The organism is Mesorhizobium sp. M0019 (genome assembly GCF_040323975.1).
In the GTDB taxonomy this organism is placed as follows: Bacteria; Pseudomonadota; Alphaproteobacteria; order Rhizobiales; family Rhizobiaceae; genus Mesorhizobium.
Window position 1 is genome coordinate 1 of sequence record NZ_JAMYVK010000031.1, and the last position, 15,879, is coordinate 15,879.

The 15,879-nt window shown below is 61.8% G+C and carries 13 protein-coding genes and 1 pseudogene; 11 read left to right on the forward strand and 3 right to left on the reverse strand.

The features are described 5' to 3' along the window. Window positions 1-1,077 precede the first annotated feature (1,077 nt). The gene (locus NKK47_RS21460) at window positions 1,078-1,374 is read left to right on the forward strand and encodes a hypothetical protein (protein ID WP_352578175.1); all 297 of its coding nucleotides are present in this window, start codon (window positions 1,078-1,080) and stop codon (window positions 1,372-1,374) included. Here NKK47_RS21460 and NKK47_RS21465 read toward each other — a convergent pair. Continuing rightward, window positions 1,258-1,842, reverse strand: coding sequence for a hypothetical protein (locus NKK47_RS21465; protein ID WP_352578176.1), 585 nt, complete (start codon window positions 1,840-1,842; stop codon window positions 1,258-1,260). The genes NKK47_RS21460 and NKK47_RS21465 overlap by 117 nt on opposite strands. Before the next feature lie 892 nt (window positions 1,843-2,734). Here NKK47_RS21465 and NKK47_RS21470 point away from each other — a divergent pair. The 3 genes and pseudogenes from NKK47_RS21470 to NKK47_RS21480 form a co-directional block, all read left to right on the forward strand. Further along, window positions 2,735-3,031: a DUF982 domain-containing protein gene (locus NKK47_RS21470; protein WP_352578177.1), complete on the forward strand. Its 297-nt coding sequence runs from the start codon at window positions 2,735-2,737 to the stop codon at window positions 3,029-3,031. A gap of 103 nt (window positions 3,032-3,134) precedes the next feature. After that, complete coding sequence (locus NKK47_RS21475; protein WP_352578178.1) at window positions 3,135-3,383, forward strand: DUF982 domain-containing protein; 249 nt, start codon at window positions 3,135-3,137, stop codon at window positions 3,381-3,383. A 749-nt stretch (window positions 3,384-4,132) separates the two neighbouring features. Then, window positions 4,133-4,838, forward strand: a pseudogene (locus NKK47_RS21480) (ArdC-like ssDNA-binding domain-containing protein); the annotation flags it as partial. 353 nt (window positions 4,839-5,191) lie between these two features. On the opposite strand, the gene NKK47_RS21485 reads toward NKK47_RS21480, so the two are convergent. Next, window positions 5,192-5,845: a TetR/AcrR family transcriptional regulator gene (locus tag NKK47_RS21485; RefSeq protein WP_352517369.1), complete on the reverse strand. Its 654-nt coding sequence runs from the start codon at window positions 5,843-5,845 to the stop codon at window positions 5,192-5,194. A gap of 267 nt (window positions 5,846-6,112) precedes the next feature. Here NKK47_RS21485 and NKK47_RS21490 point away from each other — a divergent pair, with 267 nt between their 5' ends. The 7 genes from NKK47_RS21490 to NKK47_RS21520 all read left to right on the forward strand — a co-directional run bounded on the left by NKK47_RS21490 (window position 6,113) and on the right by NKK47_RS21520 (window position 14,944). Beyond that, window positions 6,113-7,228, forward strand: a complete 1,116-nt coding sequence (locus tag NKK47_RS21490; protein ID WP_352578179.1) for a sugar ABC transporter substrate-binding protein — start codon at window positions 6,113-6,115, stop codon at window positions 7,226-7,228. Window positions 7,229-7,296: 68 nt separating this feature from the next. Then, window positions 7,297-8,262: an ABC transporter permease gene (locus tag NKK47_RS21495; RefSeq protein ID WP_352496350.1), complete on the forward strand. Its 966-nt coding sequence runs from the start codon at window positions 7,297-7,299 to the stop codon at window positions 8,260-8,262. Between the two features lie 8 nt (window positions 8,263-8,270). Continuing rightward, on the forward strand, window positions 8,271-9,776 hold the full coding sequence (locus tag NKK47_RS21500) for a sugar ABC transporter ATP-binding protein (protein WP_352578180.1): 1,506 nt from the start codon (window positions 8,271-8,273) through the stop codon (window positions 9,774-9,776). 8 nt (window positions 9,777-9,784) lie between these two features. Next, window positions 9,785-10,726: an ABC transporter permease gene (locus NKK47_RS21505; RefSeq protein WP_352496352.1), complete on the forward strand. Its 942-nt coding sequence runs from the start codon at window positions 9,785-9,787 to the stop codon at window positions 10,724-10,726. Between the two features lie 73 nt (window positions 10,727-10,799). Next, window positions 10,800-11,771 carry a zinc-dependent alcohol dehydrogenase gene (locus NKK47_RS21510; RefSeq protein ID WP_352529041.1) on the forward strand — a complete coding sequence of 324 codons (972 nt, stop codon included), beginning with the start codon at window positions 10,800-10,802 and terminating at the stop codon, window positions 11,769-11,771. Window positions 11,772-11,795: 24 nt separating this feature from the next. Then, window positions 11,796-13,292, forward strand: coding sequence for an aldehyde dehydrogenase family protein (locus NKK47_RS21515; RefSeq protein ID WP_352578181.1), 1,497 nt, complete (start codon window positions 11,796-11,798; stop codon window positions 13,290-13,292). Next, window positions 13,292-14,944 carry a GMC family oxidoreductase gene (locus NKK47_RS21520; RefSeq protein WP_352578220.1) on the forward strand — a complete coding sequence of 551 codons (1,653 nt, stop codon included), beginning with the start codon at window positions 13,292-13,294 and terminating at the stop codon, window positions 14,942-14,944. Before NKK47_RS21515 ends, NKK47_RS21520 begins: the two co-directional genes overlap by 1 nt. Before the next feature lie 51 nt (window positions 14,945-14,995). On the opposite strand, the gene NKK47_RS21525 is transcribed toward NKK47_RS21520, so the two are convergent. Further along, window positions 14,996-15,814 (reverse strand): aldo/keto reductase, encoded by an 819-nt coding sequence (locus tag NKK47_RS21525; protein ID WP_352496356.1) that lies wholly within the window; start codon window positions 15,812-15,814, stop codon window positions 14,996-14,998. Window positions 15,815-15,879: the final 65 nt, after the last annotated feature.

The following is a 15,879-nucleotide window of genomic DNA, read 5'->3' on the forward strand; positions in this document are numbered from 1 at the left end:
TTCGGATCGGCCTTAGCAACCAAATTCTACGTCATTTCAACGGCTTGAACCACATCCGCCAACCCACCGTGAATTTTTCAGGCTAGGATGTCACCCACGGTGACTGAACCGATCGACATCGACGCCGAGGTCTCGGCATTCCTCGCGCGGCTGGAGGCCGAAGTCCCCTGACATGATGCCGCCGTCGAGCCCGCCGACGGGTCACTCGCTGGCGCTCGGTCGGATCATAAATGCCGAGCACCCCGTTCCGAGACCACCTTTGACTTCCGTCATTCGATGCAGACGCGCGGAATCGGCCCCGATCTTTGCGGCGTAGAGCCAGAGGCCGGCCGCCAGGTCCCAGGCCGGTTGGCTCCAATCGCGCTAGGTCGTGTGGATCAGGTTTGTCCACACCACTTAGCTAGGGGCGACAATATGCCATCGAAGAAGAAATGGCGCAGGTATTGGGTATCGATCCGTCGGAGCACCCAATCCCGCCCGCAACGCGGTTCGCAGCCATCTCGACCGATTGGTGGACTCCTGACTGCGGGATCTAAGGAGCTTTTCCTAGCCTATAGCTAAATTGAAAGACGCCGGACCCCCGATCGAGCCAACCGCGACCCAACCTACTGGACTCCAGAGCGAATAGAGCGCGTGCGGCTCGAGCGACTTGAGAGGAAAAGGAAATGGCGCCTCGGCATGACTGACTCCGACTGCCTGAGCGCCGGCATCGCCTTTCAGTGCGCGCAAGGGGAGCGTTCCGGTGGCCAATGCTGCTGTTGGAACGGAGCAGGTGGGTTGTTCTAGCAACACGGTTGAGTGTCCGGGGTGCCAACAATGAACAAATGCGCAGGAACACTCGATCCGCGCCTTCGGCAGGCCTGCCTACAACCTGTGCAAGTGCACAGGTAGCGAAGGTGCGCGCGTTCAAGCACGTTTGAGTGTCGGCGCAATTTCCATGCCGAGGTTATATAGACGCCCGAGAGCCGTGGCGCACTGGCAGAAGACGGCTGGACACCTTTGACTTCGCATCAACCTTGACGAAACTCTTCCCTGGAGTTGGATACCTGTCACCGTGACCTACGCCGAGGCCGCTTGATGCCGACAATAACCCACGTCTTCACAATCGACCACGTTTCGCAAATGATCGGGGAGGATCTCGAGCTCCTTCAGGCGATCGTCAGCAACGATGACAATCTCAGCTCTGGCAGTATCATCAGTGTCCATGACGGTACGGAGAAGGCAATAACCGCTCTCACCGACGACGGCATTGACGAGCTAACACAGATGCTTACCCATGCTCGCCGCTCGGCCGAAAAGTGGAGCGACTTCCTCGATGACTTCGTCTCGGATCCCGACAGCATCGCGCGCATCAAGGCGAGGTCTTCGGCGTAAGACCGACGGCTGCGGCAAAGTTGAGGACAAGCCGATCAATATGGTTAACTTTGCCGCCACCTCGTCCAGAGTAGCGGTAAGCCGGTTTATCTGCGAGGCGGTTGCAGCCAGCTCCGGGCCGTAACGGGTCACGAGATATTCCCGGTTCTGGCTGAGGGAGTGAAGATGTTGGGCGGTTTTCGCGCGAAGGCGCAGCCTCGCTTCCAAGGCGAGTTCCGTGCGCGCCGACAGATCGTGCTGCATTTTGCGGATCTGATTGGGGCTGTGCCCACGGTGGAGCAAAAGCGCGGTCAGATAGAGTTCGATCGCATGGATTGCCGACAATCTGAACGGCGCTCGAGTGAGCGGCTTGCCTGGCCGGCCGAGCCGAAGCAGCAGGGTTGCCGCCTTGCGGTACTCTTCCGCAAGCTCGTGGATCTGCAGCGGGAAGGCTAGCTCTCCTGGGTATTTTCGTTCTTCAATCTCCATTCATGCAATTAAAATGCCACGCAGAAGTTTTGGTAAAGAGCGAACAATCGTATTCTTCGGCACTTTCCATTTCTTGGCATCGCTATCGCAATTCCGAGCAAGACCTGCGGCAGTGGGGATCTGCGTCGACGCGACCGCAGTGGTTCTCGACGGATGAGAAGGGCGCATGCCGCGCCTGGCTTATCGATGCCTCGCGGATCGGCGCGGGAAGAGATCAGGTGGGCGTCTCCCTGCGGGCCGGGCTGCGGGCTTCGCTGAAGCCGGCCTGCGGTCGTCTTCACCCCTTCGGGCACGCATCCCTGACGCACCCGCTGCCGCAGCCCCGGCGCTTGGCCTGGCTTGAGTAGGGATAAAGCGCCTTACCTCGTTACCGAGGCGGTTTCTTCATCTCCGCTGCGAACCCCGGCGTGCGCGTTTTACCGCATCCGCCTCTCCATGCGTGACTTCGACTACGGGCCGAGGGTGCCTGGTAGCATTCCAGGGGCTCGTTCAATCCATTCCCAGGCGCGGGCGCCGTGCGCATACCGCGGGCGTTTTGTGTCGGCGAACTTGGCGAGTTTTCTTCTATGCAATCTGCATCACTGACCGGGTTGAGCTCGTCAATGAGGTAGGCAAGGATTCGAGCTTCCCTCGGCTGGGGTGTCGATCCCGCCGCAAAGGAACTGCAACTTGCCGTTCGAATGCAGAGCATACCGAACGAAGCGGAGAGAACCGGCCACCGCTTGACCATTGAGAGCGCCTTGAGATGCTTCGGCCAATGGCCGATGGCATCACGCCCGCGTTTCCCTCTTGAAGCGTCATCGCGCCGACAACACTTTGTGCGACGATCGGCGGGCGCCGATGTGGCCCCTGCCTCACGTGAACTGGCTGTTCAGCAGGTCGGGAGGAACAAATGAAGGCCGAGGCTTTCAGCAGCCCCATTTTCGTGAAGCGCTCCACCTACATCGTGCAAGAGATTGCAAGTCTTGCCGAAGCCATCGATCATCTCGATGAATGGCCGCCAGATCGCAGAGATCGTGCCCACGAAACTGCCCTTAGGACGTGCCATGATGCCTACGATGGGCACAAGCCTGTAGGTGCGGCGCGTAACGCGCTTTACGACTTTGCAAAGCAGGTTGGCATATTAGAGGATGCGACCTCTGCGATGCAGTGGATTGCTGCCTGCAAAGCGGGCACCGCAAAAGTCTAAATCCTATTCGCCGATGCGACTGGGGCGAGGCGCGAGTAACATTCGGTTTAGCATTCGGCCTGCCGCCGCAGACTGTCTGTCAAGGAGGGAAGGGGGAGGGGAGATGGCCGGCTCGAGCAGATTCGAAAGGCCAGTCATTGTGCAGGTCGGCCGCCATGGCTCAGAGCGTATCGTGCTCGACGTCAATGACGCCGCCGCTATCTTGCTGCGGGATATTGGTCGTCAGACCGAGAAGAGTAGGATAGCAATGGACGTGTGTCTGCAGGTGCTGCGTGGGAAGGCTCGGTCGCCAGCTGCTCGAGGCGCTTTCGTCGTGGCCGCACTCGAAGCAAAGATTCTGCGCGGCGATTAAACCGAGCTCTGGCACGGGTCATCTCTTCGGCCTCTTGCTGCCTGGTACAGCCGTCGGATATGACCCATCAGAGCGCGGCAAGGGAGTTTGAAGCGCGTCGTCGCCGTGCTCGCGAGCGACCCGCAAGCCCAAGCGATAGGCCAACTGGCCAACTGCGCTGCGCCCTCGGCTCGCGTTGCCGCCTATCCTGTTTGCGGATTGAGACGCATACTTCCTGGAGCGCCGGACAGCAGACTTTCTATTCGTTGGAGGCTGAGCGGGAGCCGGCGCAGCGCTGCGGCCCGATCCGGCGTGGAGAGCGCGGGCGGGGCTTGGCTTCTCAACGAAAGCACCGGCCCAAACTAAACTCATCACATACCGTCGCTATGTTATGGCAGCTGCACCATATCCCGCTTTCGCCGGCAAGGGGCTCGGAACGAAACTCCGGAGTAGCCGGGAACGGTCGAATCCGGCGCAAAGGTGTGGACGGAATCAGGCCGGCGTCACCACGGCTTCCTCAATGACGTGATGAACTTATCCTACGGCATAGTCAGGAGCTCCTCGTCAGCGCGATGATCACCGCTCGGCACCATTCCCAGAACGTTCAAAGCAAATGTAGCCCTGCAAGTCGCTCTTGAGCGATATGCCGGTCAGGGCGATTTGATAGCTGCTTCAGGCCATCGCTTCGCGATGCGGTTTTGTTTTGTGTTGCCAGCCCCCGCTCGCGGGGTGGGCGACGCTCCTTTCTAAGCCCGCTGCGGCGTGCCGCAATGCCTGCTTGGCTCACATTCTCCACTCCGTTGCGGCCCTCCGGGTGCGGCCCGCCTCGTTCAGCGGGCCAAGCCAGTCGCTTTCTGCCGCCCACCCACTCACGGGTAAGGCGCGGGAGATTAGCGACCGGAAACGAAGATCATGCGCAGACCGGCAAGCGTGGTGCCCGTGGCGAAGTGGGCGGGAACAAGAACGAGGCTCCAAGGGCGAGCCTTTATTGCGAGATCACCGACCGCATCATCGCAGATCTGGAGCGGGGCTCGCTGCCTTGGGTCAAACCCTTGGGGCAGCGCCAAATCAGCTCTTGGCTTGCCGAAGAATGCCGCCACCGGTCGCAACGTTCCGGCATCAACATCCTGATCCTGTGGGGCGCGCTGATCGAGCGCGGCCACCCCGGCCAGAACTGGCTCACCTTCCGGCAGGCGCTTTCGCTTGCGGCAATGTCGAAAAGGCGAGCACGGCTCGACTATCGTTCATGCCGATCGCTTCATCCCGAAGAACGAGAAGGAACGCGCTAGAAAAGAAGACACCGAGCCGCAGGCGGTGCCCTTCCTCAAGCGTTTCACCGTCTTCAATGTCGCGCAGTGCGAGGGCCTGCCCGAGCAGTTTTACACCCAGTCTGAGCCGCTGCCCAAACGCGAAATCATCCCGCAGGCCGAGGCGTTCATCGCTCCCAGCGGCGCAGAAATTCGCATCGGCGGCAATCGCGCCTTCTACACGCCGGGCGGCGACTTCATCCAACTGCCGCCGCAGCCCGTTTGTTTGCCGAGGCCTCGCGGACAAGCGACAGGCAAGGTACGCGTTCAACCCAAATCCCTCCCTGGCCGAGCAGTTCGCCATACTGGCGGCATGACAGCGGTCGGTCTCGACCACCTTCATGACGCAGAAAAACTTTGCAACACGACCCATCCGCCGCCGCCAGCACCTGCTTGCGTGTCGCTTCGGAGGGTCGGCCGGTTCCCGAAAGCACGTAAGATGCCGTTGCGACCGACGCCTGCCACCGCCGCGACTTCCTTGATTCCGGACCGTTTCAGGGAATGTGCCGCCGGCCGGTAACGTCAAGCGGCAACGAGCCGCATGATCGTATCGATATTGAACTGGATGCGCTGCTCCAGGGCGTCCTTGGCCATCAGGTCCCGCTCGTAGATGATCGAACCGGTGAAGCGGTTTGTCAGGTAGTAGTAGCCGACGGCCGCGATGGTGATGTTGAGCTGCACGGGATCGATGCCGTCGCGGAGGACGCCCGCCTTCACCCCGCGCTCAAGGATGCTCGAGACCAAGTTCACGAGCTTCCTGCTGGAGACCTTGACGATCTCCGACTTTTTCAGGTGCTTGGCTCGATGCAGATTTTCGCTGTTGACGAGCGTCAGAAATTCCGGGTTCTTCAGGTAGTATTCCCAGGTGAAGCGCACCAGTTTTTCGAGCGCTGCCTTCGGGTCAAGATCTTCCAGGTGCAGCTTCTGCTCGGCGTTGCGAATATCGAGATAGGCCTCTTCGAGAATGGTCTGGAACAGGCCCTCCTTGCTCTCGAAATAGTGGTAGATCATGCGCTTGTTGGCCTTCGCCTTCTCTGCGATGTCGTCGACGCGCGCCCCACCCAAGCCTTTCTTTGCAAATTCTTTTTTTGCCGCCTCGAGGATGCGCGCTTTGGTGGCTTCCGCGTCGCGGATGCGCGGTTTTCGTCCCGGTTTTTCGTTTCGTTCGCCCGTCATGTTTTGCGCCTGCCCTCTGCCGCGGTCGGGATTTCTTCCCTGCAACTCATACACGCGCGTCGCCGTCCGTCACAGCCGTTCGACGCGATTGCTTGTCTTGATCATACTGAAACCGCTTGACTTGGGCAAACTAAAAGAAGTAACTGGTTAGTGCGTTAAATGGCGTAGGTCACGCCGGAGCGCCTCGCCCGAAGGCAAGGCTCTCCTGTCGACAGCAGCGCCAGTCGTGACGCGCGAAGCGTTTCAATCGAAGATTGGGAGGAACCAATGTCGACCTTTATCAAGGATTTCATCGAGCGCGAAACGGTCAGCCGTCGCAATTTTCTGTTCGCAGCTGCGGCCGGCATGGGCGCGGCTGCCGTGCCGGGACTATTCGGTGGCGGCATCGCACGCGCCGCGCTGACAGACCCGGCGATTGCCTGGAGCTACCGCGACCGCGCCTCGGCATACTGGAACTCTGTCGTCTCCGGCGGCGAGGCCTTCGTGGAGTCGCTCGGCAAGCCGAAGAGCACACTCATCAGCCTTATCAACGAGGGCTCGACGGAAAAGTCGCTCGCTGACATCAAGGCCTTCCTTGCCAAGAACAATGGCAATTGCGCCATTGCCTGCGATGCCAATGACAGCCCGAACGCCCGTCCGGTCGTCGAGGCCGTTCAAGCTGCCGGCGCCTATGTGTCGACGATCTGGAACAAGACCGACGACCTGCACCCCTGGGACATCGGCGACAACTATGTCTCGCACATGACCTGGTCGGACGAAAAGCCGGCGGAAGAAACCGCCCGCATCCTCTTCAAAGCCATGGGCGGTGAGGGTGGCGTGGTCCATCTCGGCGGCATCGCAGCCAACAATCCGGCCGTCGAGCGCCTCAACGGCCTCAAGAACGCACTGAAGGACTTCCCGAAGGTCGAGCTGCTCGATGCCGAGCCGGCCGACTGGGACACACAGAAGGGCGCGGCACTGATGGCCTCGTTCCTGACGCGCTACGGTGACAAGATCAAGGGCGTGCATTGCGCCAATGACAACATAGCCTACGGCGTCATCGAGGCGCTGCGTGCCGAGGGCATCGAGAACATGCCGATCGTCGCCTATGACGGCAATCCGGAAGCCGTGCAGATGGTCATGGATGGTCAGCTACTCGCCACCGTCTTCACCAATCCGCATTGGGGCGGCGGCATCAGCGCTGCACTCGCCTACCATGCCGCCATCGGCACCTTCAAACCTTCCGAGGAGCCGAAGGAGCATCGCGAATTCTATGGCCCGACGATTCTCGTTACGGCCAAGGACGCGGCGGAATTCAAGGCGAAGTACCTGGATTCCGTGCCGACCTACGACTGGAAGGACTTCTGGGGCCCGTCGAACGGTCAGATCCAGTACAAGTCCTGACCATAGGCAGGGCGGCAGCCGTACGCTGCCGCCACATCTCCTGCGAAACCATTAGAGGGGTGTCTGACGTGACACGTCGCCTTTCGCGCGAAACCTTGATCAAGTGGGCGCCGCTACTGGTGCTGATCGCGCTGCTGATCTTTTTCACCGCACTCAACCCGACCTTCTTTTCCTTGCGGAACTTTGCCCGTATCGCGATCGCGGCGGCCCCGGCGCTCATGGTCGCCGTCGGCGTCACCTTCATCATCGTCATGGGTTCGATCGACCTTTCCATGGAGGGAACGGTCTCGCTCACGGCGGTCTCCTTCGCCTTCATCTTCGCCCAGCTTGGCGGCACGCTCGCCGGCTTCGGCTGGATAGCCATTCCGCTTGTGCTTGTGCTCGGCGGCATGCTCGGGCTCTTGAACGGGCTGGTGCATGTGAAACTGAAGATCCCGTCCTTCATGGCAAGCCTCGCCATGGGCTTTGTCGGCACCGGTGCCGCGATCCTGCTGACCGGCGGTGATATCGTGAAGGTCAGCGATGCCACCTTCCGCGGCCTGCTCACGGTGCGCTGGCTCGGCTTCCCGCTGATGGTCTATGTCGCGGCCCTCTTCCTGTTCGTCGGCAGGTTCATCCAAACCCACACGACGCTCGGCCGCAATTTCTACGCTGTCGGCGGCGGCGAGGACCTCGCTCACGCCTCGGGCCTCAACGTCACCCGCGTCCGCGTCACCGGCTTTGCGCTCGCCGGCGTCTTCTACGCCATCGCCGCGATCCTCGTCGTCGCCCGCATCGGGCAGGCGGAATCTGTGACGGGCGCAAACTTCATGTTCGTCTCCATCACCTCTGTGGTCGTCGGTGGCGTGGCGCTCTGGGGCGGCATCGGCGGCGTGTGGAACGCGCTCGTCGGCGTTCTTATCGTCAACGTCATCGACAACGGCATGGTCGTCATCGGTCTGCCCGATTTCCTCCAGGACGGAGTGCTGGGCCTCCTCGTCATTCTTGCGGTGGTGCTTTCCACCGACCGCAAGATGGTTTCCTTCGTTAAGTGAGGAGCGCCATGTACGAGCTGAAAGCCGTCGACAAGAAATTCCCCGGCGTCCACGCGCTGAAGTCTATCAATTTCCACATCAAGCGCGGTGAGATCGTCGGTCTCGTCGGTGAGAACGGCGCCGGCAAATCCACGCTGATGAAGGTCATCTACGGCGCCTACCAGCCGGATGGCGGCCAGGTCCTTATCAACGGCGCGTCCGTTCGCTTCGCCAATCCGCGCCAGGCGATGGAAAAGGGCATCGGGATGGTGTTCCAGGAACAGTCCCTGATCCCGAACCTCTCTGTCATGGAGAACATCTTTCTCGGCTACGAGCGCCAGTTCGTCCGCTTCGGCGTGGTCGACTGGAAGGCGATGGCGAGCGCGGCCAAGGCGCAGCTCGCCAAGGTGAAGCTCGACATCGACCCGGTGACGGTGACCTCGAAACTCTCCTTCGCCCAGCGCCAGCTTGTCGAACTCGCCAAGGTTCTGACACTGGAGGAGCGGGTGAAGGGCGACCTCGTCATCCTGCTCGACGAGCCGACCTCGGTTCTATCGAAGGAAGAGGTCGAGCTGCTCTTCAAGCTTGTGCGGGAGCTGACGACGCGCGCCTCCTTCATCTTCGTTTCGCATCGCATGGAAGAGGTGATGGAGCTCTCCGACCGCATCTATGTCATGAAGGACGGCGAGGTGGTCGACGTGGTAGAGCGGGGCGGCGCGACGGCGGAGGCCATCCAGCACAAGATGGTCGGCCGCAACGTCGACAAGCAATATTACCGAGAACACCTGCAGAAGCCGTTCGATGGCTCGAAGGTGCTGGTCGAGATGGCGGCCGTCGGACTGCCGGGCAGCATCCAGGATATCTCGTTCAAAGTGCATGCCGGTGAAGTCCTGTGTCTCGTCGGCACGGAAGGTTCCGGGCGCGAGGCGATCCTGCGCACGATCTACGGCATGCTGACGCCGGCGACCGGCCGTCTCAAGATCAAGGGCGCTGACGCCACAGGCTATTCGCCGCGCCAGTCGGTCGCCCATGGGGTCGGCTATGTGCCGCGCGAACGCAAGATCGAAGGCATCGTCGCCGGCATGAACGTCTACGAGAACATGACGCTCTCGCAGATGCGGAACCATTCGAGCGGGGGGGTACTGCGCGTTAACGAGGAGCGGGCGCTGGCGCGCGACTGGATCAAGAAACTCTCGATCAAGGCACATTCGGAATTTGCCGATTGCGGCAATCTCTCGGGCGGCAATCAGCAGAAGGTCGTGCTGGCCAAATGGCGTTCCGCCGGCTCCGACATCATGTTGCTCGACCACCCGACGCGCGGCCTCGACATCGGCGCGAAGGAAGACGTCTACGACATGATCCGCGCGATGGGCGAGGCAGGCGTCGGCATCGTGCTCGTCGCCGATACGCTGGAAGAAGGGATCGGCCTGTCGCACACCATCATCGTCGTCAAGGACGGGCGCATCCAGAAGCAATTCGCCTGTAAGCCGGGCGCCAAGCCCACGCCCTTCGACCTGCTGCACCATATGATCTGAGGGAAGAGATGGATATTCAGCGCCTCAAACCGCACCTACCCTGGATCACGCTGGTCGTGCTCGTCGCGATCGTCGGCGTCAACGATCCCGGCTTCCTGCGCCCTTCGAACCTACTCGGCATCGCCGGGGATATCGTGCCGCTCTTCATCATGGCGCTCGGGCTCACCTTTGCTATCTATATCGGGGGCATCGATCTTTCGGCCCAGTCCATGGCGAACATGGTGACGGTCGTCGCCTCGGTATATCTCGCCTCCATGGGGGCGTGGGTCGCCGTGCTGTGCGTGCTTGCCGGCTTCCTGCTCGGCATGCTCTCCGGTTATGTGACGACGCGGCTTTTCGTGCCGTCCTTCATCTCCACGCTCGCTGTCGGCGGTGTCGCCTTTTCTATTGCGCAATGGCTCTCCGGCCAGCGCGCACTCAACATGGATGCCACACAGCGCAACGAGACCTTCGGCTGGATGATCGGCCGCACCTGGGGCGTGCCGCATGAGCTGCTGATTGCCGCGGCGCTCGTCGCGATCTGCCTCTTCATCGAGCGACGCACGACGCTTGGCCGTGCCCTGAAGGCCGTCGGTGCCGGCGAACTCGCGGCCGCGGCCTCAGGCCTCAATGTCGCCCGCTACAAGATTCTTGCTTTCGCGATCTCGGGCGCACTCGCCGCCATTGCCGGCCTCCTCTTTGCTGTAAAGCTTTCGGGCGGTGCGCCGACGATCGCCAACGGCTTCCTGCTGCCGGCCATCGTTGCGGTGCTCGTCGGTGGTACGCCGCTGACAGGTGGCGTCGGCGGTGTCGTCAACACCGTGGTCGGTACGCTCATTGTTGCCGTCATCCGCGCCTCGATGCTCTATTTCGAGATCGACGCGACGCGCCAGCAGATGGTTTTCGGCGTCGTGCTGATCGTCGCCATCGCGCTGACCATCGACCGCGCAAAGCTGCGCACCGTGAAGTGAGGATCTGGCCATGAGCACCATGCGCGCCGCTGTCCTCACTGCGCCGAAGCGCTTCGAACTCCGCGACGTTCCGGTGCCGTCCGTCGGGCCGGATGATGTACTGGTGCGGGTAACGCGCACAGGCATTTGCGGCACGGATATCCATATCTTCAACGGCCACTACGCCGCTGACCAATTGCCGCTGATCCCCGGCCATGAGTTCTGCGGCACGATTGCTGAGATGGGCACCAATGTGCGCCATCTGGCGCCTGGTACGCGCGTGGTCGTCGACATTAATATCGGCTGCGGCACATGCTTCTGGTGCCGGCGTAATGAGGTGTTGAACTGCGCCGAGGTCACCCAGGTCGGCATCGGCAGGGATGGGGCTTTCGCCGAATTCGTCGCCGTGCCCGCGCGCCTCGCGATCCCCGTTGAGGCTAACATCGCTGACGAAGTTCTCGTCCTCACCGAGCCGGTCGCCTGCGTCGTCCGCGCCGCGCGCAAGGCGAGGGCGACCTTCGGCCAGTCGGTCGTAATCTTCGGCGCAGGGCCGATCGGCAATCTTCATGTGCAGATGATGCGGCTCGTCGGCGCGGCCCCCATTATCGTCGCCGATCTGTCCGCCGAGCGCTCCCGGATGGCTCTCGAAGCCGGCGCGGATGCGGCGGTGTCCGATCCGGCCGAGCTCAAGAAAACCGTGCTGCGGATGACCGGCGGACGCGGCGCGGATCTGGTGGTCGAAAGCGTCGGCAACAGAAAGCTCTATGAACAGGCTTTCGACCTGACGCGCCGCGGCGGGCACATCGCCTTCTTCGGCATCACGTCGCGGGGCGAGACGGTCCCCCTCGATATCCTCCGCACGGTTCTGGAGGAGACGAGCCTCAAGGGCTCCGTCGCGGGCATGGGGGAGGATATGCATGACGCATTGACCCTTCTATCGCATGGCCGGTTCCGCACGGATGATTTCACCAAGGCGAGCTACTCCCTGGAGAATATCCAGGCGGCTTTCGACACCCTCGGGGAACGGCCGCACGACCTGAAGACGCAAATCGCCATTGCGGCGTAAGACCTATCGAAGTGGAGGTATCCCGTGGACCAGAAAAACCCGTTCCTTTCTGCCCCGGCCGCAGCGCGCACCTTCGGCTTTTTCGTCGATGGCGAGTGGAAAGACGGCGCGCAATACTTCGAACGCACGTCGCCCGGCCACGGCACGCCTGTCACGCGCACGGTTCGTTGCACGGTCGATGATCTGAACGCCGCCGTCGCCGCGGCGCGCCGCGCCTTCGAAGATCGCCGCTGGGCTGGCCTTTCGGGTGCGGCCCGCGGAAGCGTCCTGTTGCGCGTTGCTGAAATCTTGCGCCGCCGTCGCGACGAAATCGCCTATTGGGAGGCGCTGGAAAACGGCAAGCCGATCTCCCAAGCGCGAGGTGAAATCGATCACTGCATCGCCTGCTTCCAAACGGGCGCCGGTGCGGCGCGCATGCTGCACGGAGACAGCTTCAACTCGCTCGGCGACGATCTCTTCGGCATGGTGCTGCGCGAGCCGATCGGCGTCGTCGGCCTCATCACGCCCTGGAACTTCCCGTTCCTGATCCTCTGCGAGCGCGTGCCCTTCATCCTCGCCTCTGGCTGCACGATGATCGTGAAGCCGTCGGAAGTCACCGCTGCAACGACGCTGCTGCTCGCCGAAGTGCTGGCGGAAGCGGGCCTTCCGGCCGGTGTCTACAACGTCATCACCGGTGCCGGCCGCAGGATTGGCCAGGCGCTGTCCGAGCATCCTGACGTCGACATGCTGTCCTTCACCGGCTCGACAGCCGTCGGCCGCTCCTGCGTCCACGCGGCAGCCAACAGCAACTTCAAGAAGCTCGGCCTGGAGCTTGGCGGCAAGAACCCCATCATCGTCTTCGCCGATGCCGATCTGGAAGACGCCGCCGACGGCGCGGCCTTCGGCATCAGCTTTAACACCGGGCAATGCTGCGTCTCCTCCTCCCGCCTGATCGTCGAGCGCTCCATCGCCGCCGAATTCGAAAAGCTGCTCGTCGAAAAAATGAAGAAGATCCGCGTCGGCGATCCGCTGGACGAGGCGACTCAGGTCGGGGCCATTACGACAGAGGCGCAGAACGCCACGATCCTCGACTACATCGCGAAGGGCAAGGCCGAGGGCGCAAAACTTCTCACCGGCGGCGGGCCGATCAATCTTGGTCGCGGCCAGTATATCGCGCCGACGCTCTTCTCCGGCGTTTCATGCGACATGGTCATCGCCCGCGACGAGATTTTCGGCCCCGTGCTGTGCTCCATGCATTTCGATACGTTGGAAGAAGCCATCAAGCTTGCCAATGACACGGTTTACGGTCTTGCGGCGAGCGTCTGGACGAAGAATATCGACAAGGCACTGATGGTGAGCCGCCGGGTTCGCGCCGGGCGCTTCTGGGTCAACACGATCATGGCCGGCGGTCCCGAAATGCCGCTCGGCGGCTTCAAGCAGTCCGGCTGGGGCCGAGAGGCCGGGATGTATGGGGTAGAGGAATATACGCAGGTGAAGTCCGTTCATGTCGAGATCGGCAAGCGCACGCATTGGATCGCATGATGGCCGCTGGCTATGATTATGTGATCGTCGGCGGCGGTACCTCCGGGTGCGTGCTGGCGGCGCGGCTTTCGGAAAACCCGTCCGCGCGAGTGTGCCTCATCGAGGCGGGCGGGCGCGATACCAATCCGCTCATCCACATGCCCGTTGGCTTCGCTAAGATGACGACGGGGCCGCTCACTTGGGGCCTGAAGACCGCGCCCCAGAAGCACGCCAACAACCGTGAGATCCTTTACGCGCAGGCCAAGGTGCTCGGGGGCGGGTCGTCGATCAATGCCGAGGTTTTCACGCGTGGTGTGCCCGCCGATTATGATCGCTGGGTCGAGGAAGGCGCGGAAGGGTGGGGCTTCAAGGACATCCAGAAATATTTCCTGCGATCGGAGGGCAATTCGATCCTCTCCGGTGCCTGGCATGGAACGGATGGCCCGCTCGGCGTCTCCAACATCCCCGAGCCGCAACGCATGACGCGCGCCTTCGTGCAGAGCTGCCAGGAGTTCGGCATTCCCTACAATCCGGATTTCAATGGCCCGGTGCAGGAGGGGGCGGGCGTCTACCAGACGACGACGCGCGACAACCGGCGCTGCTCGGCGGCCGTCGGCTATCTGCGTCCGGCCCTGAAGCGTCCGAACCTGGCGGTCGTCACCGGTGCGCTTGTCCTGCGCATTGTCTTCGAGGGACTCCGTGCGGTGGGCGTCGACTATGAGGCCGGCGGCTACCGCACGACGGCGCGGGCGGAAAGCGAAGTGATTCTTACCTCTGGCGCCATCGGCACGCCGAAGCTGATGATGCTCTCCGGCGTCGGACCGGCCGATGCGCTCAACAGCCACGGCATCGAGGTGGTGCAGGACATGGCCGGCGTAGGGCAGAACCTCCAGGACCATTTTGGCGTCGACATCGTCGCGGAACTGAAGAACCACGATAGCCTCGACAAATACAACAAGTTGCACTGGTCGATCTGGGCAGGCATTCAGTACACACTCTTCAAGTCCGGCCCCATCACCTCCAACCTCGTGGAGGGTGGGGCGTTCTGGTATGGCGACAAGGCGAGCCGCATCACCTCCAACGTCGTGCAGGGTGGGGCGTTCTGGTATGGCGACGAGGCGAGCCCGACCCCGGACCTGCAGTTCCACTTCCTTGCGGGCGCGGGGGCGGAGGCAGGCGTACCGAGCGTGCCGAAGGGCGCGTCCGGCATCACGCTCAACTCCTATACGCTTCGGCCGAAGTCGCGCGGAACCGTGACCTTGCGCTCGGCCGATCCGCGCGCCTTGCCCGTTATCGATCCGAACTTCCTCGGCGACCCCGACGATGTAACGATTTCCGCTGAAGGCGTGAAGATCAGTCAGGAAATCTTTGGCCAGCCTTCCCTGCAGAAATGCATCAAAACGTTGCATTTTCCCGATAGAAACGTGCGCACGCAGGAAGACTATGTCGCCTATGCGCGCCAATACGGGCGTACCTCCTATCACCCCACCTGCACCTGCAAGATGGGGCGGGACGAGATGTCGGTGGTCGACCCGCAACTGCGCGTCCACGGCCTCGATGGCATCCGCATCTGCGACAGTTCCATCATGCCGAGCCTCGTCGGCTCCAATACCAATGCGGTGACTATCATGATCGGCGAAAAGGCATCGGACATGATCCGCGGCAATGCCTGATCGATCGAGGCGTCTCAAGCAAAAGGGCGGCCTTGCGGCCGCCCTTTTGCGTCAGTCCCATTGGGGGACCCAGGGCAGTTGCCCCGGCTTGACAATGCGGTAACCGGTCGCGTTCAGGGCGTCGATCCTGTCCATGTCGATGGACGACAGCGTGAAATCCATGATGTCGAAATTCCCCCGGATGTTTTCCGGCTTCGTCGACATCGTGTTGAGCGGCACACCCTTCTGGAGAGTCCAGCGCAGCACGACCTGTGCAGCAGATTTTCCGTAGGTTTTGCCGATCTCGGCGAAAAGACGGTGCTTGAACACTTCGCCGCGGGCGATGGACGCGTAGGAGGAAAGCGGGATGCCCGTCTCCGATGCGGCGGCGAGGAGCTTCTGCTGGTTGACCAGCGGGTGAAACTCCACTTGGTTGGTGACGAGCGGTCCTTCGACCACGGCGCGCGCCACATGCATCATGCGTGCGGTATAGTTCGAGACGCCGATGGTATCCGTAAGACCCCTGTCCCGGGCGGATTGCAGGAGGCGCAGGGATGGCGCGACGTCACCGTCTGCCGGCGGCCAGTGCAGGAGAAGCGCATCGAGGCGATCGATCTGCAATGACTTCAGGCTGGCCTCGACCGAGGGCAGGAATTTTTCTTCTGAATAGTTGTCCGGATGCACCTTCGTGGTAATGCAGAGCTCTTCCCGCGCGACGCTGCAGACTGCGAGTGCCGCACCCGTATCGGCCTCATTGCCGTACATCTGCGCCGTATCGAACGCTCGGTAACCGGCGCCGATGGCGGCAGCGATCGCGTGTCTGAGGTCGTTTCCCTTCAGCGGAAAGGTGCCGAAGCCGCGCTGAAAGCTCTTCTGGAAATAGATGTTCATGCCTCCTCCTTGGCTGTCTGGGAGCATCGATGGCGCCATGCGCGTCGACGCGAAAAACCTGCTTG